The organism is Variovorax sp. J22P240 (genome assembly GCF_030316855.1).
Lineage (GTDB): Bacteria > Pseudomonadota > Gammaproteobacteria > Burkholderiales > Burkholderiaceae_C > Variovorax.
This window is the reverse complement of the sequence record NZ_JASZYR010000005.1, coordinates 188376-211939: the sequence shown is the minus strand read 5'-3', so window position 1 is coordinate 211939 and position 23564 is coordinate 188376. Positions and strand designations below refer to the sequence as shown.

Annotated in this window: 23 protein-coding genes; 14 read left to right on the top strand and 9 right to left on the bottom strand. The window is 67.2% G+C overall.

The window, feature by feature from the left end; genetic code table 11:
* Positions 1-6: 6 nt before the first annotated feature.
* From QTI24_RS15885 to QTI24_RS15865, 5 genes are all read right to left on the bottom strand, one after another.
* Positions 7-1041 (bottom strand): ABC transporter substrate-binding protein, encoded by a 1035-nt coding sequence (locus tag QTI24_RS15885; protein ID WP_286601674.1) that lies wholly within the window; start codon positions 1039-1041, stop codon positions 7-9.
* 53 nt (positions 1042-1094) lie between these two features.
* On the bottom strand, positions 1095-1433 hold the full coding sequence (locus tag QTI24_RS15880) for a hypothetical protein (protein WP_286601673.1): 339 nt from the start codon (positions 1431-1433) through the stop codon (positions 1095-1097).
* Between the two features lie 70 nt (positions 1434-1503).
* Complete coding sequence (locus QTI24_RS15875; RefSeq protein ID WP_286601672.1) at positions 1504-2859, bottom strand: sensor histidine kinase; 1356 nt, start codon at positions 2857-2859, stop codon at positions 1504-1506.
* The gene (locus QTI24_RS15870) at positions 2856-3515 is read right to left on the bottom strand and encodes a response regulator (RefSeq protein ID WP_286601670.1); all 660 of its coding nucleotides are present in this window, start codon (positions 3513-3515) and stop codon (positions 2856-2858) included. The genes QTI24_RS15875 and QTI24_RS15870 overlap by 4 nt, the downstream gene beginning before the upstream one ends.
* Before the next feature lie 254 nt (positions 3516-3769).
* A complete protein-coding gene (locus QTI24_RS15865; RefSeq protein WP_286601669.1) occupies positions 3770-4537 on the bottom strand; it encodes a pseudouridine synthase in 768 nt (255 codons plus the stop codon).
* An 89-nt stretch (positions 4538-4626) separates the two neighbouring features.
* On the opposite strand from QTI24_RS15865, the gene QTI24_RS15860 reads away from it, so the two are divergent.
* A complete protein-coding gene (locus QTI24_RS15860) occupies positions 4627-5517 on the top strand; it encodes a DMT family transporter (protein ID WP_286601667.1) in 891 nt (296 codons plus the stop codon).
* Here the strand turns inward: QTI24_RS15860 and kdpE are convergent.
* On the bottom strand, positions 5480-6172 hold the full coding sequence (kdpE, locus tag QTI24_RS15855) for a two-component system response regulator KdpE (protein ID WP_286601665.1): 693 nt from the start codon (positions 6170-6172) through the stop codon (positions 5480-5482). The genes QTI24_RS15860 and kdpE overlap by 38 nt on opposite strands.
* A 14-nt stretch (positions 6173-6186) precedes the next feature.
* Entirely contained in the window at positions 6187-8940 is a 2754-nt protein-coding gene (locus QTI24_RS15850) for a DUF4118 domain-containing protein (protein ID WP_286601664.1), read from the bottom strand.
* Between the two features lie 293 nt (positions 8941-9233).
* On the opposite strand from QTI24_RS15850, the gene QTI24_RS15845 reads away from it, so the two are divergent.
* The 3 genes from QTI24_RS15845 (at position 9234) to QTI24_RS15835 (ending at position 11662) form a co-directional block, all read left to right on the top strand.
* Complete coding sequence (locus tag QTI24_RS15845; RefSeq protein ID WP_286601663.1) at positions 9234-9497, top strand: hypothetical protein; 264 nt, start codon at positions 9234-9236, stop codon at positions 9495-9497.
* Between the two features lie 137 nt (positions 9498-9634).
* On the top strand, positions 9635-10600 hold the full coding sequence (locus QTI24_RS15840) for a Bug family tripartite tricarboxylate transporter substrate binding protein (protein ID WP_286601661.1): 966 nt from the start codon (positions 9635-9637) through the stop codon (positions 10598-10600).
* A gap of 57 nt (positions 10601-10657) precedes the next feature.
* Complete coding sequence (locus QTI24_RS15835; RefSeq protein WP_286601660.1) at positions 10658-11662, top strand: MBL fold metallo-hydrolase; 1005 nt, start codon at positions 10658-10660, stop codon at positions 11660-11662.
* Positions 11663-11667: 5 nt separating this feature from the next.
* On the opposite strand, the gene QTI24_RS15830 is transcribed toward QTI24_RS15835, so the two are convergent.
* Positions 11668-12429: an SDR family NAD(P)-dependent oxidoreductase gene (locus QTI24_RS15830; protein ID WP_286601659.1), complete on the bottom strand. Its 762-nt coding sequence runs from the start codon at positions 12427-12429 to the stop codon at positions 11668-11670.
* A gap of 100 nt (positions 12430-12529) precedes the next feature.
* On the opposite strand from QTI24_RS15830, the gene QTI24_RS15825 reads away from it, so the two are divergent.
* A complete protein-coding gene (locus QTI24_RS15825; RefSeq protein WP_286601657.1) occupies positions 12530-13147 on the top strand; it encodes an SOS response-associated peptidase family protein in 618 nt (205 codons plus the stop codon).
* 3 nt (positions 13148-13150) lie between these two features.
* Here QTI24_RS15825 and QTI24_RS15820 read toward each other — a convergent pair whose 3' ends face one another.
* Positions 13151-13891, bottom strand: a complete 741-nt coding sequence (locus QTI24_RS15820; RefSeq protein ID WP_286601656.1) for a Crp/Fnr family transcriptional regulator — start codon at positions 13889-13891, stop codon at positions 13151-13153.
* An 85-nt stretch (positions 13892-13976) separates the two neighbouring features.
* Between QTI24_RS15820 and QTI24_RS15815 the strand changes: the two genes are divergently transcribed.
* From QTI24_RS15815 to QTI24_RS15775, 9 genes are all read left to right on the top strand, one after another.
* The gene (locus QTI24_RS15815) at positions 13977-15938 is read left to right on the top strand and encodes an AMP-dependent synthetase/ligase (protein ID WP_286601654.1); all 1962 of its coding nucleotides are present in this window, start codon (positions 13977-13979) and stop codon (positions 15936-15938) included.
* The gene (locus tag QTI24_RS15810; RefSeq protein ID WP_286601653.1) at positions 15935-16720 is read left to right on the top strand and encodes an ABC transporter ATP-binding protein; all 786 of its coding nucleotides are present in this window, start codon (positions 15935-15937) and stop codon (positions 16718-16720) included. The genes QTI24_RS15815 and QTI24_RS15810 overlap by 4 nt, the downstream gene beginning before the upstream one ends.
* A gap of 1 nt (position 16721) precedes the next feature.
* On the top strand, positions 16722-17651 hold the full coding sequence (locus QTI24_RS15805; protein WP_286601652.1) for a branched-chain amino acid ABC transporter permease: 930 nt from the start codon (positions 16722-16724) through the stop codon (positions 17649-17651).
* A 134-nt stretch (positions 17652-17785) separates the two neighbouring features.
* Positions 17786-18850: a branched-chain amino acid ABC transporter permease gene (locus tag QTI24_RS15800; protein ID WP_286601651.1), complete on the top strand. Its 1065-nt coding sequence runs from the start codon at positions 17786-17788 to the stop codon at positions 18848-18850.
* A gap of 43 nt (positions 18851-18893) precedes the next feature.
* Entirely contained in the window at positions 18894-20222 is a 1329-nt protein-coding gene (locus tag QTI24_RS15795) for an ABC transporter substrate-binding protein (RefSeq protein WP_286601649.1), read from the top strand.
* 31 nt (positions 20223-20253) lie between these two features.
* Positions 20254-21066, top strand: a complete 813-nt coding sequence (locus QTI24_RS15790; protein WP_286601648.1) for an ABC transporter ATP-binding protein — start codon at positions 20254-20256, stop codon at positions 21064-21066.
* Positions 21063-22313 (top strand): phenylacetate--CoA ligase family protein, encoded by a 1251-nt coding sequence (locus QTI24_RS15785; protein ID WP_286601647.1) that lies wholly within the window; start codon positions 21063-21065, stop codon positions 22311-22313. Before QTI24_RS15790 ends, QTI24_RS15785 begins: the two co-directional genes overlap by 4 nt.
* Before the next feature lie 162 nt (positions 22314-22475).
* Positions 22476-22847 (top strand): amidohydrolase family protein, encoded by a 372-nt coding sequence (locus QTI24_RS15780; protein ID WP_286601646.1) that lies wholly within the window; start codon positions 22476-22478, stop codon positions 22845-22847.
* A gap of 112 nt (positions 22848-22959) precedes the next feature.
* Complete coding sequence (locus tag QTI24_RS15775; protein ID WP_286601645.1) at positions 22960-23562, top strand: hypothetical protein; 603 nt, start codon at positions 22960-22962, stop codon at positions 23560-23562.
* The last annotated feature ends 2 nt before the right edge of the window (positions 23563-23564 follow it).

The window sequence follows — 23564 nt, the reverse complement described above, 5'->3', positions numbered from 1 at the left end:
TGGCAGTCACCTCGGCTGCGACTCGACTTCTTTCGTCCAGCGGTCGATCAGCCTCTTGCGCTCCGCTGCCTTTCCGTACTTCTCGAAGTCGTACTTGATGAGCCGGACGTCCGCCATCGACGGAATGCGCGGGTCGGGCTTGAAGGTCCTGTTCGCTGGAGATTGCAGGCTGCCCGCCGTTGCACCGATCGCCTGCCCTGCCGGGCTCATCAGCCAGTCGTAATAGCGGATGGCATTGGCCTTGTTGCGCGCGCCCTTCACCAGCGCGATGCCGCCGATCTCATAGCCCGTGCCTTCGCAAGGCGCCACCGCCTTCACCGGGTATTTGTCGAAGCGCCACTTGTCGAAGCCGAAGATGAAGCTCACGCCGATCGCGACTTCGCCCTTGGCCACGTTCGGCGCCTGCGCCTGGCCGCTGCGCGTGTAGGCGATCGTGTTGCGGTGGAGCTTCTTGAGGTAATCGAAGGCCTGCTCCTCGCCCATCAGCTGCACCAGGCCGGCGACGATGGTGTAGCCGGTGCCGCTCGTGCCCGGGTGCGACATCTCGACTTCGCCCTTGTATTCGGGTTTGACCAGGTCGGCCCAACAGTGCGGCTCGGGCAGCTTCTTTTTCTTGAGCACGTCGGTGTTGAAGCCGAAGCCCATGGCGCTCGTGTAGAAGCCGCCGACCATGTTCCCGGACATCGCGTACTGCCGCACGGACCAGTCGTACAGGTCATTGATGTAGGCCGGCCGGTAGGCGTCGAGCAGGCCCTGCTCCGCCGCCTGCAGGAAGGGATCGCCGGTGCCGCCCCACCAGATGTCGGTCTTGGGGTTGGCCGCTTCGGCACGCAACTGAGCCCCGATCTCGCCGGTGCCCTTGTGCGCCTGGAGCACCCGGATGCCGGTGGCTCGGGTGAACTCGGCCGCCGCGGCTTCACACCAGCCCGTATCCGTGCTGCAGAGCGCGTTGACGGTGCCCTGCGCGTCGGCACGGGTTGCCGTGAAGCAGCCGAACAGCACGCCGACGACAGCGATGGATCTGGAGGCGACGAAGCGCATGGCGTATCCCGGGTCTCACGAAGGAGACCCGAGAATAGCGCCTGCCTGCGCGCTCAGCGCGGCGTGCCCGACGTGATGCCGGCCATGCCGGTCGACTGGCCGATGGACTCGGTGTTCAAGGGATGCGCTGCTTCGACCGCGCCCCTGTAGACCTCTTCGCGCGTGAGCTGCGAACTGACCATCGGTGCCGCCGTCGACTGTCCGATGGACTCGGTGCCGGTCGGCCGCGCCGCCGCCATCGCGCCGGCACTCACTTCATCGCTGGACACCGCGCTGTTCGTCTGCATCGGGTGATAGTCCGAACCATCGGACTGCGCGCTGGCGCTCATCGAGGCGAATGCGGCGACCGTCGTGAAGGCACAGGCGGCGAGGACTTTGAGTGAAGCATGCATCAGGGTCTCCTGGAGTGGTCGGCTTCACTCTAGGTGGCCTGAATGAGGCGGGAATGAGCGAATACTTAGCTCAGGATGAGCGAGGCAGGAACACGCGCGCGAGCAGCCCCGGGCCATCCTCGCGATTCGACAGTTCGATGCGCAGGCCGTTGCGCAGCGCGGCCGTCTGCGCGATGGCGAGCCCGAGTCCACTTCCGCCCGGAGGGGCGCCCGCGACGCGGAAGAACCGGTCGAACACGCGCCCGAGTTGCTCCGTGGGAATTCCCGGACCGTTGTCCGTCACGTCGACCACCGGATACCCATCGACCTCGTGCAGCCGCACGTCGACCACGCCGCCCTCAGGCGCATAGCGCACCGCGTTGTCGATGAGGTTGTCGAACACGCTGCGCAGTTCGGCGGCGGGCGCCGTCACGAGTGGCGCGATGCGCCCCTCGAAGCCCACGTCCACGCGACGCTGGTCGGCCAGCACCAGGAGTTGTCCCACGCTATCGCGCAGCAGCGCAGCGATGTCGACCGGCCCGCGCGCGCTGGCCGCCGGCGCATCCTGCCGCGACAGGCGCAGCAATTGTTCGATGAGGTGCTGGGCGCGCTTCACGCCGCCTTCCAGCTGCGCAAAGCGCTCTGCTGCATCGCCCGGGGGGACATGGGCGCGCAGGTTCTCGATCTGCAGGCCGATCGCAGTCATCGGCGTGCGCAACTCGTGCGCGGCGTCCTGCATGAAGCGGCGCTGGGCCGACAAGGTGTTGCGCAGGCGAGCGAGCAGGCTGTTGAAGGCGGTGACGAGCGGCGCGATTTCCTCCGGCACCCTGGCGACGGCCAGTTCGGCCGGGTTGCCCTCCTCCTGCGCAGCGACGTCGCGCGCCACGGCGCGCAGCGAGCGCGACGCAGCCGACACGATGAGCAGCAGGATCAGCAGCGTGATCGGCAACAGCACCAGGATCGGCAGGCTCTCCAGCAAGGCGCGGCGCACGATGCGGTTGCGGCGGAAGCTGTCGTTCTGCACGACCTGCACGCGCGGCATGTCGGCCGCCGGGTTTTCCTCGGCGGTGTAGACGCGCCATCCATCGCTGCCCTTGGTGCCGAAGCGCACGTCGCTGAAGCCCGGCTCGGTCTGCAGCGGCATGTCGAGCGCGGGCCATGAGCTGGCGAGGAGCGTGCGGCCGTCGGCATCGAAGATCTGCACGACGAAGGTGCCGCGCCGGAACACGTCTTCGTCGCTCGCAGGCTGCAGGGCGGGCAGGCGGTGGTGCGTCGCATGCGATTCGGCCACGAGCCGCATCTGATCGTCCATGAAGTTGTTGACCAGGCGGCCGTAGGCGACGTAGGAGAACCAGGCTGTGGTCGCAATGGCCACCAGGTGCAGCGCGACAAGCCACCAGAGCAGGCGCGCGCGCAGCGATCGGGGTCGAAAGCCCGATACGGTCACGCCGGCACGACCCGCCACCCGAGCCCGCGCACGTTGCGTATGGCCTCGGCGCCGAGCTTGCGGCGCATGCCGTGGATGAGGACGTCGATGGCGTTGCTGGTGACTTCTTCGCCCCAGCCGTAGATGCGGTCCTCGAGCTGCTCGCGCGAGAGGATGGCGCCGGGCCGCTCGAGCAGTGCGTGCAGCAGGGCAAATTCGCGGGCGGTGAGGACTTCGCGCACACCGTTGACGATGACGTCGCGGGTGGTGAGGTCCAGTTGCAGCGCGGCGGTGCCGATGACGGAGTGCGCGGCACCGTCGCGTCGCCGCACGACGGCACGCATGCGCGCCAGAAGTTCGCGCAACTCGAAGGGCTTGAGCAGGTAGTCGTCGGCCCCGAGGTCGAGGGTATGGATGCGGTGGTCGAGCCCATCGCGTGCGGTGAGCACCAGCACGGGTGTGGCGTCTCCCCGTTTGCGGGCGCGTCGCAGTACCTCGGTGCCGTCCTCCTTGGGCAAGCCCAGGTCGAGCAGCACGCAGGTGTAGCCGCCGTCGGCAAGGGCGCTGTGGGCCAATGCGCCGTCACGGACCCAGTCGACGGACCAGCCTGCGTTGTCGAGCGCATGCATGAGGCTGCGGCCGATCATTTCGTCGTCTTCCACGAGCAATGCGCGCACGGGGGCTCCTTGTGTGACACACAGTTTGCGGGAGGCTACGCCTGAATTCTTAGCTGTGCATGAGGTTGCGTTTTTGCTTCCTTGGGGCGGGCGCCCGATAGGCGGTGCGGGCCGGTCGACCCCGCTGCGCCGGCCCTTCGGGCTCCCTTGCGGTGCTCGCTTCAGGCGGGGTCCGCGAAGCGGCCGGTGACGTCGGCCGGCACAGGGCACACCGCCCGACGACGCCACCCGCCCCGCCCCCGCAAACCGAAAAATCAGAACCGCTCGTGCGCCCCCAAATACCGCCACTGCCCCACAGGCAAATTCCCCAGCACTACATTTCCGACCCGAATGCGCTTCAGCCCCACGACCTTGAGCCCCACCAGCTCACACATCCGCCGGATCTGCCGCTTCTTGCCTTCGGTCAGAACGAAACGCAACTGCTCCGGGTTCTGCCACTCGACCCGCGCCGGCTTCAAGGGCTGACCATCCAGGCTCAACCCATGCCTCAGCTTCGCAAGCTGTTCGCGCGGAAAAGCGGCTTGCGAGTTCTGCGCAACCGGCCCATACGACACCCGCACCAGATATTCCTTCTCCATGCTGGAGTCTTCGCCGATCAACTGGCGTGCGACGCGCCCGTCCTGCGTGAACACCAGAAGCCCCACCGAATCGATGTCCAGCCGGCCGGCCGGCGCAAGACCACGCAACTGCGGCGGCGAAAAGCGATTGCGGCTCGGGTCCTCGCGCCAGTGCGTGCGCGGATTGATCAGCACCACCGCCGGCTCATGCCCGTCCTCGGCCTGACCGCTCACATAGCCCATCGGCTTGTGCAGCAGGATCGTCACCTGCTGCTGTTGCTGGTTCTGCGCTTTCTTGTCGACTTCGATGCGATCGGCCGGCGTCACCTTCACGCCCATCTCGGCTACTTGGCCGTTCACCTTCACCCAGCCCTGCGCAATCCAGTCGTCCGCTTCGCGACGCGAGCACAGGCCCAGTTCGGCCATGCGTTTGTTGAGGCGGGATGGGGCGGGCGTATCGGGCATGGGGTCGCGGAGAGGTTCGGGTGGCGAACGATTCTCCGCGATTCACGCAGGCGGCAGTGTTCCAATCGTGCCGCGACTCCCGCCTTCCGATGAAACTCGTTGTCCTCACCGCGCTCGCCATGCTGGCCTTTGCCGGCAACTCGCTCTTGTGCCGGCTGGCCCTGCTGCATACCGGCATCGACGCGGCAACCTTCACCTCCGTGCGACTGATCTCGGGCGCCCTGGTGCTCTGGCTCATCGCGGCGCAGCGCAGCGGGGCTGGGACGAAGAGCCTCGGGGGAGGCTGGCTCTCTGCGGTAGCGCTGTTCGTCTACGCGGAGGCCTTTTCCTTCGCCTACCTCAGCCTGCCGGCCGGCACCGGCGCGCTGCTGCTCTTTGCCGCGGTGCAGATCAGCATGATCGGCTGGGGCCTGTATCGAGGTGAACGGCTGGCGCGCTGGCAGATCGCCGGCTTCGCGCTGGCGGTGGGCGGACTGGTCTTCCTTCTGCTGCCCGGCCTGTCGGCGCCGCCATTGCAGGGCGCCCTGCTGATGACTGCGGCAGGGGTGGCGTGGGCCGTCTATTCGCTGCGCGCCAAAGGTGCAGGCGACCCCACCCGCGCGACGGCCGGCAACTTCGTGCGTGCCGCGCCGCTGGCGCTGGCCGTGAGCGCGGCGATGCTCCCTTCCATGCAATGGGACCCGGCAGGCATCGGATATGGGCTAGCTTCGGGAATCCTGAGTTCCGGCATCGGCTACGTGATCTGGTACGCCGCACTGCGCGAGTTGAAGATGACCAGCGCGGCCACCGTTCAGCTCAGCGTGCCGGTGATCGCGGCCTTCGGCGGCGTGCTCTTTCTCGACGAATCCGTCAGCCTGCGCCTTGTCATGGCATCGGCCGCGGTGCTCGGCGGCGTAGCCGTCGTGCTGCTCGCGCGCGGACGGCCGTCGCGCCGGGACGCGCTCACGCCACCAGCCGGTACCCCACCGCCGTCTCGGTGAGCAAGTGCCGCGGCTGCGCGGGATCGGCTTCGAGCTTCTGGCGCAGGTGGCCCATGTAGATGCGCAGGTAGTGGCTCTGCTCGCCATGCGACGGGCCCCACACCTCGCGCAGCAACTGGCGCTGCGTGATGACCCGCCCGGCGTTGGCGATCAACACCGACAGCAGCCGGTACTCGGTCGGCGTGAGATGCACCTCGACGCCCGCGCGCCGCACCAGCCTTGCCGTGCGGTCGACCTCGACCTCCCCGAAACGGAACACCGGCTCTGGCTCTTCGCCGCCGTTGGCGGTACGCGGCCGGCGCAGGTTGGCGCGCACCCGGGCCAGCAGCTCACCGGTACCGAAGGGCTTGGTCAGGTAGTCGTCCGCGCCGGCATCGAGAGCAGCGATCTTGTCGGCCTCGTCGGTGCGGGCCGAGAGCACGATGATGGGCACGCCCGACCAGCCGCGCACGTCGCGAATCAGCGAGACGCCATCGCCGTCCGGCAGACCCAGATCGAGCACCAGGAGATCGGGCTGCCGCGTGCCGGCCGCCGCCAGGCCTTCGCGCAGCGTGCCGGCCTCATGCACTTGCCACCCTTCGGCCTCCAGTGCGCCGCGCACGAAGCGGCGGATCTGCGGTTCGTCCTCGATGACGATGGCGGTGGGACTGGGCATGGCTGGCTCGGTTCTCAGGCGGGAATATCGCTCGACTCCGCCGGCTCGGGCGGCGCACGGCGTGGCAGCGTGACGGTGAATTCTGCCCCGCCGCCCGCCGCGTTCGCCGCCGTGATCTCGCCGCCATGCGCGCTCACCACCGCCTTGCAGATCGCCAGGCCCAGTCCGACGCCGGGCGTGGCCGATTCGGCCTGGCCGCGCGTGAACTTGTCGAACAGCGTCTGCTCGCGGCCACGCAGCGATGGCGGCAGGCCCGGGCCGTGGTCGCGCACGCTCAGCACCAGCGCGCGATCGGTGGCATGCGCGCCGACCACGATCGGTGCGGCGCCGTACTTGCCGGCGTTTTCGAGCAGATTGACCAGCACGCGCTCGATCAGCACCGCATCGAACTCGACCAGCGGCAGTTCCGCCGGCAGCGCGGTCTGCACCGCCATGTCGCCCAGCGCAGGCCGTGCGGCGCGAATGGCGGAGCCCACCACTTCCTCGACCGACTGCCAGTCGCGCCGCAGGTTGACGGTGCCGCCGGCAATGCCGCTTTCCAGCCGCGCCATGTCCAGCAGGTTGCTCACCAGCGCGTGAAGCTGGTGCGCCTGCGTGACGATGGCGCGCGCGGCGGCGCGCTGGTCGCCAGTGCCTTCCGGCAGCGTCTGCAGAGATTCGGCGAGTGCGATCAGCGCGGTCAGCGGCGTGCGGACATCGTGCGAGATGGCCCCGAGCAGCGCATTGCGCAGCCGCTCCGATTCCATCTCGACCACGGCCTTCTGAGCGACCTCGACGTAGTGCACGCGCTCCAGGGCGATCGCGATCTGGCGTGCCAGGGTGTCGAGCTGCTGCGCCTGCTCCGGGATCAGCAGCCAGCGCGGGTGCGCGGGCTCGAGCGCAAGCACGCCGCGCACCCGCATCGGGGCCTTGAGGGGTGTGTAGTGCCAGGGCTGCGCCGCCAACGTGGCCGTGGCGAGGCCGGCCGGCTGGCCCTGGCGAAGCGTCCAGTCCGCCACGCTCGGGTCAAAGCCGGGCGGCGCATCAGCCGGCACGACGAGGCGGTCGTTGGCATCCGTCACCAGCACCACCGCACGGCCGCCGAAATGCCCCTGCACCGCAGCCGCGCCGAGCGCCACGACCTGCGCGCTTTCGAGGGCGGCCGAGAGTTCCCGCGTCAGCTCGAACAGGGACTGCGCGCGCCGTTCCCGGCTCGCCGAGACGCCCGCGGCGAAGCGCAGCCCCGCCGTCAACTGGCCGACCAGCAGGCCGACGCCGAGCATCACCCCAAAAGTCACCAGGTACTGCACGTCGCTGACCGCGAACGACAGCCTCGGCGAGACGAAGAAGTAATCGAAGGCCGCCACATTGAGCATCGCGGCGAAGGCGGCCGGGCCGCGTCCGAATCGCATCGCCACCGCCACCACTCCGAGCAGCAAGAGCATGACGATATTGGCCAGTTCCAGCACGCCGACCAGCGGCATCGCCAGCAGCGTGATCGCCACGCTGGTGGCGGCCGCCCATGCGTAGCCGGACCGGCGCGCCTGCGGGCGGTCGGCGTCCTCGACGGCCGGATCGCGCCGCCGCCCGCCCGGGCGAGCGTGCGCGAGGCGGCGCGAACTGTCGGCCCGAGCGACCTCGACGATGTCCACACCCGGCGCATGGCGCGCCAGTTCGCGCGCCAGTGGGGGCCTGGGCCACCAGCGCTCCCAGCCTTGCGCCGGCTCGGTGCGCCCCACCACCAGCGTGGCGCAGTTGAGGCGCTGGGCTTGCGCGGCGAGTTCCTCCGCAACATTGACACCGGTGAGCACCGCCGTCTCGGCGCCGAGTTCCTCCGCGAGCTGGAGCACGGCGAGGATGCGGTCGCGCTGCGCAGCATCGAGGCGCTGAAGCCGCGGCGTCTCGACATAGGCCGCATGCCAACGCACGTTGAGCTGTCCCGCCAGCCGGGCTGCCGTGCGCACGGTCTGCCCCGCGCCTTCATGGGGGCCGACGCAGACCAGGATCGCGCCCGAGGTATTCCACGCCGGCGGACCGCCATCGCCCTGAGGCCCCGACTGCTCCACGCGCCAGCCGCGCACGTCGTCTTCCACGTGTTCGGCGGTGCGGCGCAGCGCAATCTCGCGCAATGCAATGAGGTTGCCCTTGCGGAAGAAGTTCTGCGCCGCCCGCTCGGCTTGCTGCGGCAGATAGACCTTGCCAGCGGCGAGGCGCGCCGTGAGTTCGTCGGGCGTGACGTCGACCAGCACCACTTCTTCGGCCTCGTCGAGCACGGTGTCGGGTACGGTCTCGTGCACGCGCACGCCGGTGATCGCGCCCACCGTGCCGTTGAGGCTTTCCAGATGCTGGACGTTGAGTGCCGACCAGACCTCGATGCCTGCAGACTGCAGTTCCTGCACGTCCTGCCAGCGCTTGGCGTGCCGCGAGCCGGGGGCGTTGGTGTGCGCCAGTTCGTCCACCAGCAAAACGGCCGGCTTGCGCGCGAGCGCGGCATCGAGATCGAATTCAGACAGCGTGCGGCCGCGGTAGGCCACCTCGCGCAAGGGCAGCGTGTCGAGTCCGGCCAGCACAGCCGCGGTCTCGCTGCGGCCGTGCGTCTCGACGACGCCGATTACCACGTCGCGGCCCGCCGCGTGCTCGCGCTGCGCGGCACTCAGCATCGCCCAAGTCTTGCCGACGCCGGCATTGGCGCCGAAGTAAATGCGCAGCTTGCCGCGTTGCGAGCGTTGCTCCTCCGCGCGCAACTGGGCCAGCAGCGCGTCGGGGTCGGGGCGGACGTCGTCGTTCATGAATCGGAGGCGACGCAGGTTATCTCATCGCCTCCATCACTCCCTGCATGCTAGACAAAGGGGCCAGTCTCGGCAGGCTTGCGTAAAAAGGGAGAACAGAGTCGGGGAGAGGCCGTAAAGAAAGCGTAAATGCCATCCGACTGTTCGCCCGGCACCTCCGGCAAAGTGTGCGTATTGCACACATGACCGTGCTTTTGCAATGACAGCCTCCAGGCCGTGAATTCGTTGCTATCCCGTCGCACTCTCGATGCGTACAACCCGTACATCCGAAGTGACGAAAGGGGATCACCGCCATGGACACCGAAGCAATCGCACTGGTCGTCGACGAACCGATCGCCGGCCACTTCTATTGGGTGCTGCAGAAGCAGGACGGCTGCGACTGCCGCCCGATCGACGCCGCCGCCGGGCCGATGCCGACCTATGGCGCGGCCATGATGGCCGGCATCGCGGCGCTGCAGCGTCGCGCCGACGATCGCGGCCCCGATGGCAGCGGTTCCGTCGTCGTCACGGCCTTTGTGGATCCCGCCGAGGACCTGGGTCCGCCGACCATCCACTGACTGCCGCGCGCTCTCGAGGAGTCGCCATTCGATACGGCGGCCATCTCGAATTGAGAGCGCCCGGGCTGTCTCGTTCCGGCACACTGCCGGCGCATAGCGCCGCACCTCGGCGGCGCCTCGACACAACGAGACATCCCATGATCCGAAAGCTCATTACCTCCATCGCCCTCGGGCTGGCATTCGCCGCCGCCGCACAGGCCCAGCCCTACCCCGCCAAGCCGATCCGCCTCGTCGTGCCCTTCCCGCCCGGTGGCGGCACCGACATCCTCTCGCGTCTGGTCGCGAACAAGCTCACCGAAACCAGCAAGTGGACCGTGGTGCCCGACAACCGCGCCGGCGCGGGCGGCACCATCGGCATCGCCGAAGCCGTGCGTTCAGCCCCCACCGGCTACGACATGGTGATGGGCCAGAAGGACAACATGGTCGTCGCGCCCTGGCTCTACAAGAACCTGAGCTACGACCCCACGAAAGACCTGACCGCCGTGGCGCACGTGGCCTACACGCCGGTGGTGATCGTCACCCGCACCGAATCGAACTTCAAGACGCTGGCCGACGTCGTCAACGCCGCGCGCGCGGCGCCCGACTCGATCACCTACGGCTCGCCCGGCAACGGCACGACCATCCACCTGGCCGGCGAGATCTTCAAGACCGCCGCCAACATCAAGATGCGCCATGTGCCCTACAAGGGCTCCAACGCCGCGATGATGGACGTGCTGGCCGGCAACGTGGACCTGATGGTGTCCTCGCTGCCGTCGGCCATGGGCCAGATCAAGTCGGGCAAGCTGCGTCCGCTGGCGGTGACCTCGCTGCGCCGCAGCAGTTCGCTGCCCGATGTGCCCAGCATCGCCGAACTGGGCTACAAGGACTTCGACGTCAGCACCTGGTATGGCCTCTTCATGCCGGCGGGCACGCCCAAGGACATCGTCATGACCGTGAACGCCGAGGTCAACAAGCTCCTCGCGACGCCCGAGATGAAGGCCGCGATCATCGCCCAAGGCGCGGAGCCGCAGAGCATGACGCCCGAGCAGTTCGGCACGCTGCTCAAGACGGACTACCAGAAATGGCGCGGCATCGTCCAGGCCTCGGGTGCAACGATCGAGTAGACGTCGCAGAATCGCGGTCTCAAAACATCTGGCCGGCCACCGGCGAGGAGACCGCTCTTGAAAGACAGATCCAGCATCCGGCGCCGCCTGGTCGGCGCATGTCTCCTCGGCGCGATCCTTTCGGGCTGCGCGTCCCAGCCGGCATCGCAGTCCACCGTTTCGGCGCACGTCGCCGCCGCCACGCAGGCGGCAGGCACCGATCTTCAGCCCTTGCTGGTGCTGTGCAGGCCGGCACCTGCCACCAGGCCGCCCCAAGCCGAGGCCGACCGGGGCATCGCGGCCCTCATGAACAAGCCGCCACCGCCACCGGGGCAGGCTTTCGACAACCTCTACTACGTCGGCGCCGATTGGGTCAGCGCGTGGGCCATCAAGACCTCGGACGGAATCATCCTCATCGACGCGCTCAACAACGAGGCCGAGGCGACAGCGCTGATCGATGGTGGAATGCGCAAGCTCGGGCTCGACCCGGCGCAGATCAAGTACGTGATCGTCACGCACGGTCACGGCGATCATTACGGTGGCGCCCGGTACCTGGTGCAGAAGTACCGGCCGCGCATCGTGATGAGCGAAGCCGACTGGAAGATGACCGAAACCCAACTGGAGTTCACGACGCCGCTCTGGGGTGCGCCGCCGCAGCGCGACATGGCCGTGAACGACGGCGACCGGATCACGCTGGGCGACACCACGGTCACCCTCTACCTCACGCCGGGCCACACGATGGGCACGATCACGCCGGTGTTCGACGTGAAGTCCGGCAACCGGACCTACCGCACCTTGCTCTGGGGCGGCACGGCCTTCAATTTCGGCAAGGACATTCCGCGCCTCGACAGCTACATCCAGGCGACCCAGCGAATGAGCACGGTGGCGAAGGAACAGAAAGTCGACGTGCTGCTGTCGAACCACGCGGGGTACGACAGCGCACTGCCCCGACTCGAGGCGCTTCGCCAGCAGCCCGGGCTGCAGCCCAATCCCTTCGTCATCGGCAATGAAGCCGTACTGCGCGGGCTGACGGTGATGAACGAATGCGCGCGCGCTACACGCGATCGCTTCACGATGCAATAAGCAAGTCAGGCCGGGTCGCGCACGTCCGCGACGGGATTGCTGCCGAAGTCCGCGCGGTCCAGGTACTTGAGGATCTTGGCCGCGGCGGAGGCTGGGGAGTCGAGCAGGCCTTCGGCCTTCAGTTTCTGGAAGCGCACGTAGTCCGGGAACATGCCGGGTTCGCTTTCGCGCAGTTGCACCTGCATGTCGGTGTCGATCACGCCGGGCGCGAGCGACACGATGCGGGCGCCGCCTGCACCCTTCTCTTCGAGCGCCACGGCGCGCGAGAAATGGTCCATGCCTGCCTTGGCGGCGCAGTAGGGCGCCTGGCTGCCCATCGCGTTGCGGCCGAGGCCCGACGAGATGTTGAGCACCTTGCGATCGGCGCGCCAGCCTTTGGTCGCGCCGAGAAACGCGGAGGTCAGCAGCATCGGCGCCTCCAGGCCCACGCGCAGCGCCTGCGCCAGTTCGGTGGCCACAGCCTCCGACAACGGCCGCGGACGCCCGACGGTGCCGGCGTTGTTGATGAGCGTTGCGCTGTCGAAGGCCTGCGCATCCAGCCCCTGCAGCCAGGCCGCGAGGCGCGCGGCGGCCGCGACCGGGTCGGCAAGGTCCTGCTGCCACTGCTCCAACTCGGCGCCGGCGTCGCGGGCGAGCGCGGCAAGCTGGTCGTCGCTCTGGCGGGAGATGCACAACAGGCGCCGGCCGGGCTTCAGCAATTGTTCGGCCATGGCGCGGCCCAGGCCGCGGGATGCACCCGTGATGACGGTGAGATGAGATGAATTCATGAGCGATTTCGTGAGAAAGGTCTTGCGGGCGACACCGCACGCCGAACCGATGGTATCGGTGTGTTGACTAAAATCACCCGCCCTTCTTACATTCCCGGCCATGCCCACCCACTACCAAGCAGCGAGCGAGCCAAGCCATTTCGCCCAGCGCTTCGGTATCGCATGCGATCCCGAGGGGTCCATCGTCCGGCCGGGGGAGCAAGGTCTTTTCGTGCGCCGCCCCCGAGCGGACGGCGTCGGCCAGGAGACGCCGCCGGAACGCTTCCAGATCGCTGCCGGGCGCTGGGGCCTGATCCCGCTGTTCTCGAAGGACGGCCAGGACCAACTCACGCACGAGGCTCGCGGCGAAACCGCCTCCGCGGAACGCAATTTCTACCAGCCCTGGAAACGCGGCCATCGTTGCGTGATCCTCGCGGACTGTCTGTTCCAGCCCGGCGACACCGAGGACTCGATCGTGCGGGTATCGCGCGCCGATGGCGAACCTCTCGCGTTGGCCGGCCTGTGGAACGGCTGGCGCTCACCGGCCGGCCAGTGCGTCGAGAGCTTTGCGTTGCTGACCCTCGGCGCGCCCGAGCAACCTGAGCGACGCCGCACCGTCATCCTGCGCGATGCATGGATCGACGACTGGCTCCATTGCCCGGTCGAGGAAACTGCGGCCTACTTCCGGCCCTATGCCGACGACAAGCTGGTGCGCGAAGCGCTGCCGGTCAGCGCGTAGCTTCTAGCCCGCGCCCTTCCCCGCCAACCCGTTCGTGCGCAGCGCTTCGAGGTCGGTCACTCGAAGCCCGCCGTATTCGACGCGAATCGCGCCCTGCGCCTGCAAGGTGCGCAAGGCTTCGTTCACGCGCTGCCGCGACAGCCCGATGAGATAGGCCAGCTCCTGCTGCGTGATGCGCAGCAATTCGCCCACGCCGGGAAACAGCACCGGATTGAACAGCGCCGCCAGATTGCGCGCCACCCGCGCGTCGGGGTTGTTGAGCCGGTCGGCCTCGCGCGCGGCGATGAACTGGGCCAACCGCTCGTTGAGCTGGTTCATCACGAAGCGGTTGAATCCGATCGAGTGGTCGAGCAGCCAGTGGAAATCGTCCACCGGCAGCCCAGCCACCACGCTGCGCCGCAGTGCCTGGATGTTGTAGCGGTAGGGCTCGCGCTTGAGCGCCGTGCCCTCGCCGAACCAGCCGCCCGGCGGCAGGCCGCTGTAGGTCATCGAGGTGCCGTCCGCGTTGTCGTTGCTCATCTTGAGCAGACCCGCGACCACGCCGAACCAATAGGTGGGCGGCCGGCCGATGCGGCAAACCAGATCCCCAGGCTCGGCATCGCCGACCACTACCGCCACTTCGGCCCGACGACGCTCGATGGGTGACAGCGTGCGCAGCCAGGGGATGTTGTCGAGCTCGTCGGCGGTGGCCGGACGCACGCGGTCGCGGATTGATGAGGTGCCGCTGTCATTGCCGATTGGCATCGGGAAACTCCGGGGAGTAGTGTCCCTAGGATTGTCGTCGGAACGACAAGTTGGCGTCAAAGTTGGTTCTACAGTCCGCCCCATCGTGCAGACCACAGCCAACACCTTTCCTCGCCTGCTGCTGAACCATGCGAAGCAGCAGCCCGACGCGCCGGCCGTGCGCGAAAAGGACCTCGGCATCTGGCAGACCTGGAGCTGGGCGGAGGTTGCGCGCGAGGTGCGCGAGTTCGCCTGCGGGCTGGCGAGCCTGGGCTTCAAGGCTGGCGACAACCTCGCGATCGTCGGCGCCAACCGGCCGCATCTGTATATGGCGGTGGTCGCCGCGCAAAGCCTGCGCGGCGTGCCGGTGCCGCTCTACCAGGATGCGGTGGCCGGCGAAATGGTCTTCATGCTGGAGGACGCCTCGATCGAGTTCGTGATCGCGGAAGACCAGGAGCAGGTCGACAAGCTGCTCGAATGCCGCGAGACCCGCCCGGCGATCCGACACATCATCTATGACGACCCGCGTGGGCTGCGCCACTACGACCAGCCCGGCCTCGTGAGCCACGAAAAGCTGTGCGAGCTGGGCCGCGCCTGGGACGCGGCGCATCCGGGGTTCTTCGATCAGAGCGTGGCCGCCGGCGAGCCCGGCGACGTCGCCGTGATCCTCTACACCTCCGGTACCACCGGCCGGCCCAAGGGCGTGTGCCAGACGCATGCGAGCTTCATCGCGGCCGGCCGCGGCGGCGTGGAGACCGACAAGCTCGGCCCCGGCGACAACATCATGAGCTACCTGCCCATGGCCTGGGTCGGCGACCACCTCTTCTCCGTGGCGCAATGGCTGGTCGGCGGCTTCACGCTCAACTGCCCCGAATCGACAGAAACGGTGATGAACGACATGCGCGAGATCGGGCCGAGCTACTACTTCGGCCCGCCGCGCACCTTCGAGGGCCTGCTGACCGCGGTGTCGATCCGCATGGAAGACGCCGCCGCGCCCAAGCGCTGGCTGTACGCCAGGTTCATGGCGCTGGCGCGACGCGTGGGAGCCGACATCCTCAACGGCGCGCCCGTCGGCTTCGGCGACCGGCTGATGTACGGCATCGGCAACCTCGTGATCTACGGGCCGCTGCGCAACGTGCTCGGCATGAGCCGCATCCGCGTGGCCTATACGGCCGGCGCGGCGATCGGGCCTGATCTCTTCCGTTTCTACCGCTCCATCGGCGTCAATCTCAAGCAGTTCTACGGCCAGACCGAGACCTGTGCCTACGTGTGCCTTCAACAGGACGGCAAGGTCAAGCTGCAGACCGTGGGCAGCGCGGCGCCCGGCATCGAACTCAAGATCGCGCCGGACGGCGAGGTGCTCGTGCGCGGCGTGTCGGTGCTCAAGGAGTACTACAAGCGGCCCGACGCGACCGCCGAGGTGCTCGATGCCGACGGCTACTTCCATACCGGCGACGCCGGCGTGCTCGATGCCGAAGGGCATCTGCGCATCATCGACCGCGCCAAGGACGTGGGCCGCATGGCCGCGCCGGACGGCGTTGCGGCAGGAGCGATGTTCGCGCCCAACTACATCGAGAACAAGCTCAAGTTCTTTCCGCAGATCAAGGAGGCCGTGTGCTTCGGCCACGAGCGCGACCAGGTCTGCGCCTTCATCAACATCGACTACGAGGCGGTGGGGAACTGGGCCGAGCGGCGCGGGCTGGCCTACGGCGGCTACGTCGATCTCGCGGGCAAGCCCGACGTGCTGGCGCTGGTGGCCGACTGCATCGCCAAGGTGAACACCGACCTCGCCGCGGAGGAAGGCATGGCCGACACGCAGATCGCGCGCTTCATGGTTCTGCACAAGGAACTCGACCCCGATGACGACGAGCTCACCCGCACGCGAAAGGTGCGTCGCGGCTTCATCGCCGGCAAGTACGCGGTGCTGGTGGACGCGCTCTACGGCGGCAAGTCCGAGCAATACATCGAGACGCAGGTGAAGTTCGAAGATGGCCGGACGGGCGTCGTGAGCGCCACTCTGAACATCGTCGAGTCGAAGCGCTTCGCACCCATGAAGGCCGCCGCATGAGCACGCGCAAGATCGGCGAGGTCATCCTCGACGTGCAGAACATCAGCCTGAGCTTCGGCGGCGTCAAGGCGCTGACGGACATCAGCTTCAACGTGCGCGAGCACGAAGTGCGCGCAATCATCGGCCCGAACGGCGCGGGTAAGAGCTCGATGCTCAACTGCATCAACGGCGTCTACCAGCCGCAGCAGGGTTCCATCACCTTTCGCGGCCAGCACTTCAAGCACATGAACTCGCGCCAGGTGGCCGAGATGGGCGTGGCGCGCACCTTCCAGAACCTGGCTCTGTTCAAGGGCATGAGCGTGCTCGACAACATCATGACGGGCCGCAATCTCAAGATGAAGAGCGGCCTGCTGGCGCAGGCGCTGCGCTGGGGACCGGCTGAACGCGAGGAGCTGGCGCAACGCGAGTTCGTCGAACGCATCATCGACTTCCTCGAGATCCAGCTGCATCGCAAGACGCCTGTGGGCCGCCTGCCCTATGGCCTGCAGAAGCGCGTCGACCTCGGCCGTGCGCTCGCGATGGAACCGCAGGTGCTGCTGCTCGACGAGCCAATGGCCGGCATGAACGTGGAGGAGAAGCAGGACATGAGCCGCTTCATCCTCGACGTGAACGACGAGTTCGGCACCACCATCGTGCTGATCGAACACGACATGGGCGTGGTGATGGACATCTCGGACCGCGTGGTTGTGCTCGACTACGGCAAGAAGATCGGCGACGGAACGCCCAACGAAGTGCGGAACAACGAGGACGTGATCCGGGCATATCTCGGCACGGAACACTGACATGGGATTTTTTCTCGAAACCCTCTTCGGCGGCCTCATGGTCGGCATGCTCTATTCGCTGATCGCGATCGGCTTCGTGCTCATCTACAAGGCATCCGGCGTCTTCAACTTCGCGCAGGGCGCGATGGTGCTGTTCGCCGCGCTGGCGATGGCGCGCTTCGCCGAATGGATTCCGAAGTGGCTCGGCTTCGAGAGCCTGGTGCTCGCCAACGTGCTGGCCTTCATCGCCGCGATGGCCGTGATGATCGCGGTGGCGTGGCTGATCGAGCGGCTGGTGCTGAGCAAGCTGGTCAACCAGGAAGGCATCACGCTGCTGATGGCCACGCTCGGCATCGCCTACTTCCTCGACGGACTCGGGCAGACGCTCTTCGGCAACGACATCTACAAGATCGACGTCGGGATGCCGAAGGAACCGATGATGGTGTTCGAAAACACCTTCCAGGGCGGCCTGCTGCTGAGCCGCGAAGACCTGGTCGCTGCGCTCGTCGCGGCTGCGCTCGTCGTGGTGCTGGCGCTCTTCTTCCAGAAGACATCGACCGGCCGCGCGCTGCGTGCGGTCGCCGATGACCACCAGGCTGCGCAATCCATCGGCATTCCGCTCAACCGCATCTGGGTCATCGTGTGGTCCGTCGCGGGCTTCGCGGCGCTGGTGGCCGGGATCATCTGGGGATCGAAGCTGGGCGTGCAGTTTTCGCTCTCGCTGGTGGCGCTCAAGGCGCTGCCGGTGGTGATTCTCGGCGGGCTGACCTCGATCCCGGGCGCCATCATCGGCGGCCTGCTCATCGGCGTCGGCGAGAAACTGTCGGAGATCTATCTTGGCCCGATGCTGGGCGGCGGGATCGAGATCTGGTTCGCCTACGTGCTGGCGCTTGTTTTCCTTCTCGTGCGGCCGCAAGGTCTCTTCGGCGAGAAGATCATCGATCGGGTCTAGCATGAAGCTCACCCTCAAGCTTGCCCACTTCGTGTGGCCGCCAACCCCCGTCCAGGGGGCGATACCAGCGGCCCGGCAAAGCCGGTTCCGCGGTATTCCTGGAATGACCGTCGCGGCGTACCGGAGCCACTGAGATGTTCTACAGAGAAAACGGCCAGTTCAAGTCGAGCTATCGCGCCGACCAGCAGATCTTTCCGATCCTGCAGGACCGCGTGCTGATGCTCGCGCTGTTGGCTTTCGCCTTTGCCGTGGTGCCGCTGACCGCACCGGAATACTGGTTCCGCGCGATCCTGATTCCCTTCCTGATCCTGGCGCTCGCTGCGCTGGGCCTGAACATCCTGGTGGGCTACTGCGGACAGATCTCGCTCGGCACGGGCGCCTTCATGGCAGTCGGCGCGTACGCCGCCTACAACTTCCACGTGCGCATCGAAGGGATGCCGCTGATCCTCTCGCTGCTGCTCGGCGGGCTGTGCTCGACGGCCGTCGGCGTGCTCTTCGGCATTCCGAGCCTGCGCATCAAGGGGCTGTACCTCGCCGTCGCAACGCTGGCCGCGCAGTTCTTCGTCGACTGGGCTTTCCTGCGGATCAACTGGCTCACCAACAACTCGTCGTCCGGCTCCGTGACCGCTTCGGGGCTCAGCCTGTTCGGGCTTCCCATCGAGACCGCGGTGCAGAAGTACCTGCTGTGCCTGACGCTCCTGGTGGTCTTCGCCGTGCTCGCGAAGAACCTGGTGCGCAGCGCGATCGGCCGCGAATGGATGGCGATGCGCGACATGGACGTCGCCGCAGCGGTGATCGGCATCCGGCCGATCTACGCCAAGCTCTCGGCCTTCGCGGTGAGTTCGTTCATCGTCGGTGTGGCGGGTGCGTTGTGGGGCTTCGTGCACCTGGGTACTTGGGAGCCGGCGGCTTTCAACATCGACCGCTCGTTCCAACTGCTCTTCATGGTGATCATCGGCGGGCTTGGTTCGATCATGGGCAGCTTCTTCGGCGCGGCCTTCATCGTGCTGCTGCCGATCCTGCTCAACCAGCTTCCGGGCTGGTTCGGCATCTCGATCTCGACGGCGCTGGCGTCGCACCTGGAGTTCATGATCTTCGGCGCGCTCATCGTGTTCTTCCTGATCGTCGAGCCGCATGGCCTTGCAAGGTTGTGGTCGACAGCCAAGGAAAAGCTCCGCCTCTGGCCCTTCCCCCATTGATTCGTTAGCAAACCGGCACCGTGGTGCCCCAAAGGAGACTGGCATGAAACTGAAATCGCTCGCTGTGACCGCCGCCCTGGCGGCCAGCACCCTCGGCGCGATGCTCGCGCCATCGCTCGTGCAGGCACAGGCCAAGGAGCAGTTCTTTCCGCTGCTGGTGTACCGCACCGGCCCCTATGCGCCCAATGGCACGCCCTGGGCCAACGGCAAGCAGGACTACATCAAGCTCATCAACGCGACCGGTGGCATCAACGGCGTGAAGATCAGCTACGAGGAATGCGAGACCGGCTACGCCACCGACAAGGGCGTTGAATGCTACGAGCGCCTGAAGGGCAAGGGCGCAACGCTGATCGATCCGCAGGCGACCGGCATCACCTTCGCGTTGACCGACAAGGCGCCGGTCGACAAGATCCCGCTGATCACGCTGGGCTATGGCCTGTCGGCCTCGCAGGATGGCAACGTGTTCAAGTGGAATTTCCCGCTGATGGGCAGCTACTGGACCGCCGCCGACATCCTGATCCAGCACATCGCGAAGAAGGAAGGCGGCGCCGACAAGCTCAAGGGCAAGAAGATCGCGCTGGTCTATCACGACTCGCCCTTTGGCAAGGAGCCGATTCCGCTGCTGCAGGAGCGCGCGAAGATGAACGGCTTCGAGCTGTCGCTGATCCCGGTGGCCGCGCCCGGCATCGAGCAGAAGTCCGCCTGGCTGCAGGTGCGCCAGTCGCGGCCCGACTACGTGCTGCTCTGGGGCTGGGGCGTGATGAATTCGACTGCGCTCAAGGAAGCCGTCGCCACCGGCTACCCGCGCGAGAAGATGTACGGCGTGTGGTGGGCCGGCGCCGAACCCGATGTGAAAGACGTGGGCGCCAATGCCAAGGGCTACAACGCGCTGGCGCTGAACGGCTCGGGCACGCAGCCGAAGGTGATCCAGGAAATCCTGAAGAACGTCCACGACAAGGGCCAGGGCACGGGTCCGAAGGACGAGGTCGGCTCGGTGCTCTACACGCGCGGCGTGATCATCCAGATGCTGGGCGTCGAAGCCGTCCGTCGCGCGCAGGAGCGCTTCGGCAAGGGCAAGGTCATGACCGGCGAGCAAGTGCGCTGGGGCCTGGAGAACCTCGCGCTCGACCAGAAGAAGCTCGACGCGCTGGGCTTCTCCGGCGTGATGCGCCCGATCAGCACCTCGTGCCAGGACCACATGGGCTCGACCTGGGCCCGCATCGAGACCTGGGATGGCAGCAAGTGGAACATCGCACCCGAGTGGTATGAGGCTGACGAGCAGATCATCAAGCCGATGGTGAAGGTGGCGGGCGAGAAGTACGCAGGCGAGAAAAAGCTGACGCGCCGCGACGTCGCTGACTGCAGCTCCTGATTCACCGAGGTTGCACGCACTCCGACACACCATGAGCGAGCCCAAGATCCTTCTCAACGTCAACGGCATCGAGGTCATCTACAACCATGTGATCCTCGTGCTGAAGGGCGTCTCGCTCGTGGTGCCGGAAGGCGGCATCGTGGCGCTGCTCGGCGGCAACGGCGCGGGCAAGACGACGACGCTGCGCGCCGTCTCGAACCTGCTGGCCGGCGAACGCGGAGCGGTCACCAAGGGCACGATCGAACTGCGTGGCGAGCGCATCGAGGCGCTGACGCCGGCCGAGCTGGTCAAGCGCGGACTCATCCAGGTGATGGAGGGGCGCCACTGCTTCGCGCACCTCACGATCGAGGACAACCTGATGACGGGCGCCTACACGCGCACCGACGGCAAGGCGGCGGTCGCCCAGACGCTGGAAAAGGTCTACGCCTACTTTCCGCGCCTGAAGACACGCCGCACTTCACAGGCCGCCTACACCTCCGGCGGCGAGCAGCAGATGTGCGCGATCGGCCGTGCATTGATGGCAAATCCGAACATGGTGCTCCTCGACGAGCCCTCGATGGGGCTCGCACCGCAGATCGTCGAGGAAGTGTTCAGCATCGTGAAGGACCTGAACGAGAAGGAGCGCGTGACCTTCCTGCTCGCCGAGCAGAACACCAACATGGCGCTGCGCTTCGCCGACTACGGCTACATCCTCGAGAACGGCCGCATCGTGATGGACGGAGAGGCGAAGAGCCTGCGCGAGAACGAGGACGTGAAGGAGTTCTATCTGGGTGTGGGGGGCGCGGACCGAAAGAGCTTTCGAGACGTGAAGAGCTACAAGCGGCGGAAACGGTGGCTGGCATGACGAAGGACTACTACGACGAGCTCGAGATTCGCGAGCCGGCGGAGCGCGAGCGGGATTTGCTGGCCGCGCTGCCTCGACAGATCATGCAGGCGCAGACTGCTGCGTCGGCGTTCGCGAAGATCCTCGACGGCGTCAAGCCGGCCGACATCACGAGCCGCGAGGCGCTGGCGAAGCTGCCGGTCACGCGCAAGTCGGAGCTGCTGGCGCTGCAGCAGGAGCGCCGCGCGAGCGATCCGTTCGGCGGCTTCTCGGCGATCCGCTTCGGACCGAGGATGACGCGCGTCTTCGCGAGCCCCGGCACCATCTACGAGCCCGAGGGCGAGGCGCGCGACTACTGGCGCACCGCACGCGCGCTCTACGCGGCCGGCTTTCGCGGCGGCGAGCTGGTGCACAACTGCTTCAGCTATCACATGACGCCGGCCGGTTCCATCATGGAGAGCGGTGCGCGTGCGCTGGGCTGCACCGTCTTCGCGGGCGGCACGGGGCAGACCGAGCAGCAGGTGGACGCCATTGCCGACCTGCGGCCCGCGGGCTACGCAGGCACGCCGAGCTTCCTCAAGATCATCATCGAGAAGGCAGCGGAGAAGAAGGTGCCGCTGCCCTCGCTCACCAAGGCGCTGGTGTCGGGCGAAGCCTTTCCGCCGAGCCTGCGCGACTGGATCGCCGGGCGCGGCGTGACCGGCGTGCAATGCTATGCCACGGCCGACCTGGGCCTGATCGCCTACGAGACGAGTGCGCGCGAAGGGCTGGTGCTCGATGAGGGTGTGATCGTCGAGATCGTGCGACCCGGCACCGGCGACCCGGTACCCGAAGGCGAGGTCGGCGAGATCGTCGTCACCACGCTCAACCCCGATTACCCGCTGATCCGTTTCGGCACCGGCGACCTCTCCGCCGTGCTGCCGGGGCAATGCCCCACGGGCCGTACCAATGCACGCATCAAGGGCTGGCTCGGCCGCGCGGACCAGACTACCAAGGTGCGCGGCATGTTCGTTCACCCGGGCCAAGTCGCGGAGATCGCTCGCCGCTTTCCGGAAGTGCGGCGCGCACGGCTGGTGGTTGAAGGTGAGATGGCCGACGACCGCATGACGCTGCGGCTCGAGTGCCCCACGGCGGCCGAGGGCCTGGCCGAGCGCATCGGCGAGGCGATCCGCGACGTGACCAAGCTGCGCGGCACGGTGGAGTTGGTCGCGCCGGGAAGCCTGCCGAACGACGGCAAGGTGATCGAGGACGCGCGCAGCTACAAATAGCGCTGCCCGGAGAAGGAGAGCAGCGGCCGGGCGCGAAAACTGCTTCTTCTTCCGCAATGGCCCATTCCTTCTTCCAGCCGCCCGCCGCATCCCGCTTCGCCCTGCGAAATCTGCGCGCTCCCCGCTGCCTCGTCCCCGCCGGGCTGCCCGGCAACGCCAACGATGACCTCGCCGCGATCGACTGCTGGTGGACAACGGCCGCATCGCCGCCATCGACACCGCGGGAGCCATGCCCGCCGATATGGCGACCACGACATGCTCGACACCTTCACGCAGGCGGTGAAGATCCTGCACCTGGACCACCCGCTCGGCGACTGGATCCGCGCCGCCACCGAGACGCCGGCCGCCATCATGGGCATCGAGCGCGGGGTGCTGAAAGCCGGAACGCCCGCCGACCTGATCGTGCTCAAGGCGCGCAACTATTCGGAGATGCTCGCGCGCACGCAGTTCGACCGCACGGTGCTGCGCGCCGGCCGCGCGATCGACACCACCCTGCCCGACTACCGGCTTCTTGACGATCTCATGACCGCCTGAACGCCCGATCGGGCGCACATTTCCCGCCTTTTTGTGCGGTCTTCGTGGTGTACGGGGATTGCCTCGCGTCGCCTGGGGCCTCGCGTCAGGATGCGCGTGGCATTCTCGACCGATGACTTTCGAGAGCCTCCGAATCACGGGACGCAATGGCCAGCGCTATGAGCTCGGCACGCCCATGCACGTGCACGATGGGAATGTTCACCTCGGAACGGTCGACCCCGTCAGGGTCAGCCGCGACGGGACGGAGGTGCACATCGAGCGCTTCCTGCCGTCCCAGTTCGTGAAGGAGCAAAAGCGAAATTTCGGCCCCCTGGTCCTGCTCGAGGTCACCGCCTACCTTGCCGAACAGTTTCATGGCGTGCAGACCATCAGCTACTCGCTCAGCCGGGAAATCGAGATGCATGGCGACGGCATGAAGGTCGCCTCGGCACGCTCGGCGCTGCTGCAGGACATCGGCGCCGAAGGCGTCACCATCACGCCACGGCCGGATCACGAGACGCCGGGCAACTTCGTGGTGGAGGGGGTCTGGGCCTACAACGAGCGGAATGTCGCAGCGCTCGGTTATTGCCTGACGAGGGAGCGCGAGATCTATCGACAGTGGGAGGCCCCGGCGAGCCAACCAGCGGCCATTCCAGCGCTGCGGGATCGCCTGCGCCAACTGCTGGCGCGGGGGGCCGGGGAGGCCGGCGCCCGGGATGGCGACGGGGCCGATTGAGT

What these genes read in the sequence shown, in the direction of transcription:
- QTI24_RS15825 (WP_286601657.1), top strand. Translation starts at nt 12,530, where the DNA reads ATGCCCACCCACTACCAAGCAGCGAGCGAGCCAAGCCATTTCGCCCAG.
- QTI24_RS15845 (WP_286601663.1), top strand. Translation starts at nt 9,234, where the DNA reads ATGGACACCGAAGCAATCGCACTGGTCGTCGACGAACCGATCGCCGGC.
- QTI24_RS15840 (WP_286601661.1), top strand. Translation starts at nt 9,635, where the DNA reads ATGATCCGAAAGCTCATTACCTCCATCGCCCTCGGGCTGGCATTCGCC.
- kdpE (WP_286601665.1), bottom strand. Translation starts at nt 6,172, where the DNA reads ATGCCCAGTCCCACCGCCATCGTCATCGAGGACGAACCGCAGATCCGC.
- QTI24_RS15830 (WP_286601659.1), bottom strand. Translation starts at nt 12,429, where the DNA reads ATGAATTCATCTCATCTCACCGTCATCACGGGTGCATCCCGCGGCCTG.
- QTI24_RS15790 (WP_286601648.1), top strand. Translation starts at nt 20,254, where the DNA reads ATGAGCGAGCCCAAGATCCTTCTCAACGTCAACGGCATCGAGGTCATC.
- QTI24_RS15810 (WP_286601653.1), top strand. Translation starts at nt 15,935, where the DNA reads ATGAGCACGCGCAAGATCGGCGAGGTCATCCTCGACGTGCAGAACATC.
- QTI24_RS15785 (WP_286601647.1), top strand. Translation starts at nt 21,063, where the DNA reads ATGACGAAGGACTACTACGACGAGCTCGAGATTCGCGAGCCGGCGGAG.
- QTI24_RS15800 (WP_286601651.1), top strand. Translation starts at nt 17,786, where the DNA reads ATGTTCTACAGAGAAAACGGCCAGTTCAAGTCGAGCTATCGCGCCGAC.
- QTI24_RS15775 (WP_286601645.1), top strand. Translation starts at nt 22,960, where the DNA reads ATGACTTTCGAGAGCCTCCGAATCACGGGACGCAATGGCCAGCGCTAT.
- QTI24_RS15795 (WP_286601649.1), top strand. Translation starts at nt 18,894, where the DNA reads ATGAAACTGAAATCGCTCGCTGTGACCGCCGCCCTGGCGGCCAGCACC.
- QTI24_RS15850 (WP_286601664.1), bottom strand. Translation starts at nt 8,940, where the DNA reads ATGAACGACGACGTCCGCCCCGACCCCGACGCGCTGCTGGCCCAGTTG.
- QTI24_RS15865 (WP_286601669.1), bottom strand. Translation starts at nt 4,537, where the DNA reads ATGCCCGATACGCCCGCCCCATCCCGCCTCAACAAACGCATGGCCGAA.
- QTI24_RS15860 (WP_286601667.1), top strand. Translation starts at nt 4,627, where the DNA reads ATGAAACTCGTTGTCCTCACCGCGCTCGCCATGCTGGCCTTTGCCGGC.
- QTI24_RS15880 (WP_286601673.1), bottom strand. Translation starts at nt 1,433, where the DNA reads ATGCATGCTTCACTCAAAGTCCTCGCCGCCTGTGCCTTCACGACGGTC.
- QTI24_RS15885 (WP_286601674.1), bottom strand. Translation starts at nt 1,041, where the DNA reads ATGCGCTTCGTCGCCTCCAGATCCATCGCTGTCGTCGGCGTGCTGTTC.
- QTI24_RS15805 (WP_286601652.1), top strand. Translation starts at nt 16,722, where the DNA reads ATGGGATTTTTTCTCGAAACCCTCTTCGGCGGCCTCATGGTCGGCATG.
- QTI24_RS15780 (WP_286601646.1), top strand. Translation starts at nt 22,476, where the DNA reads ATGACCTCGCCGCGATCGACTGCTGGTGGACAACGGCCGCATCGCCGC.
- QTI24_RS15820 (WP_286601656.1), bottom strand. Translation starts at nt 13,891, where the DNA reads ATGCCAATCGGCAATGACAGCGGCACCTCATCAATCCGCGACCGCGTG.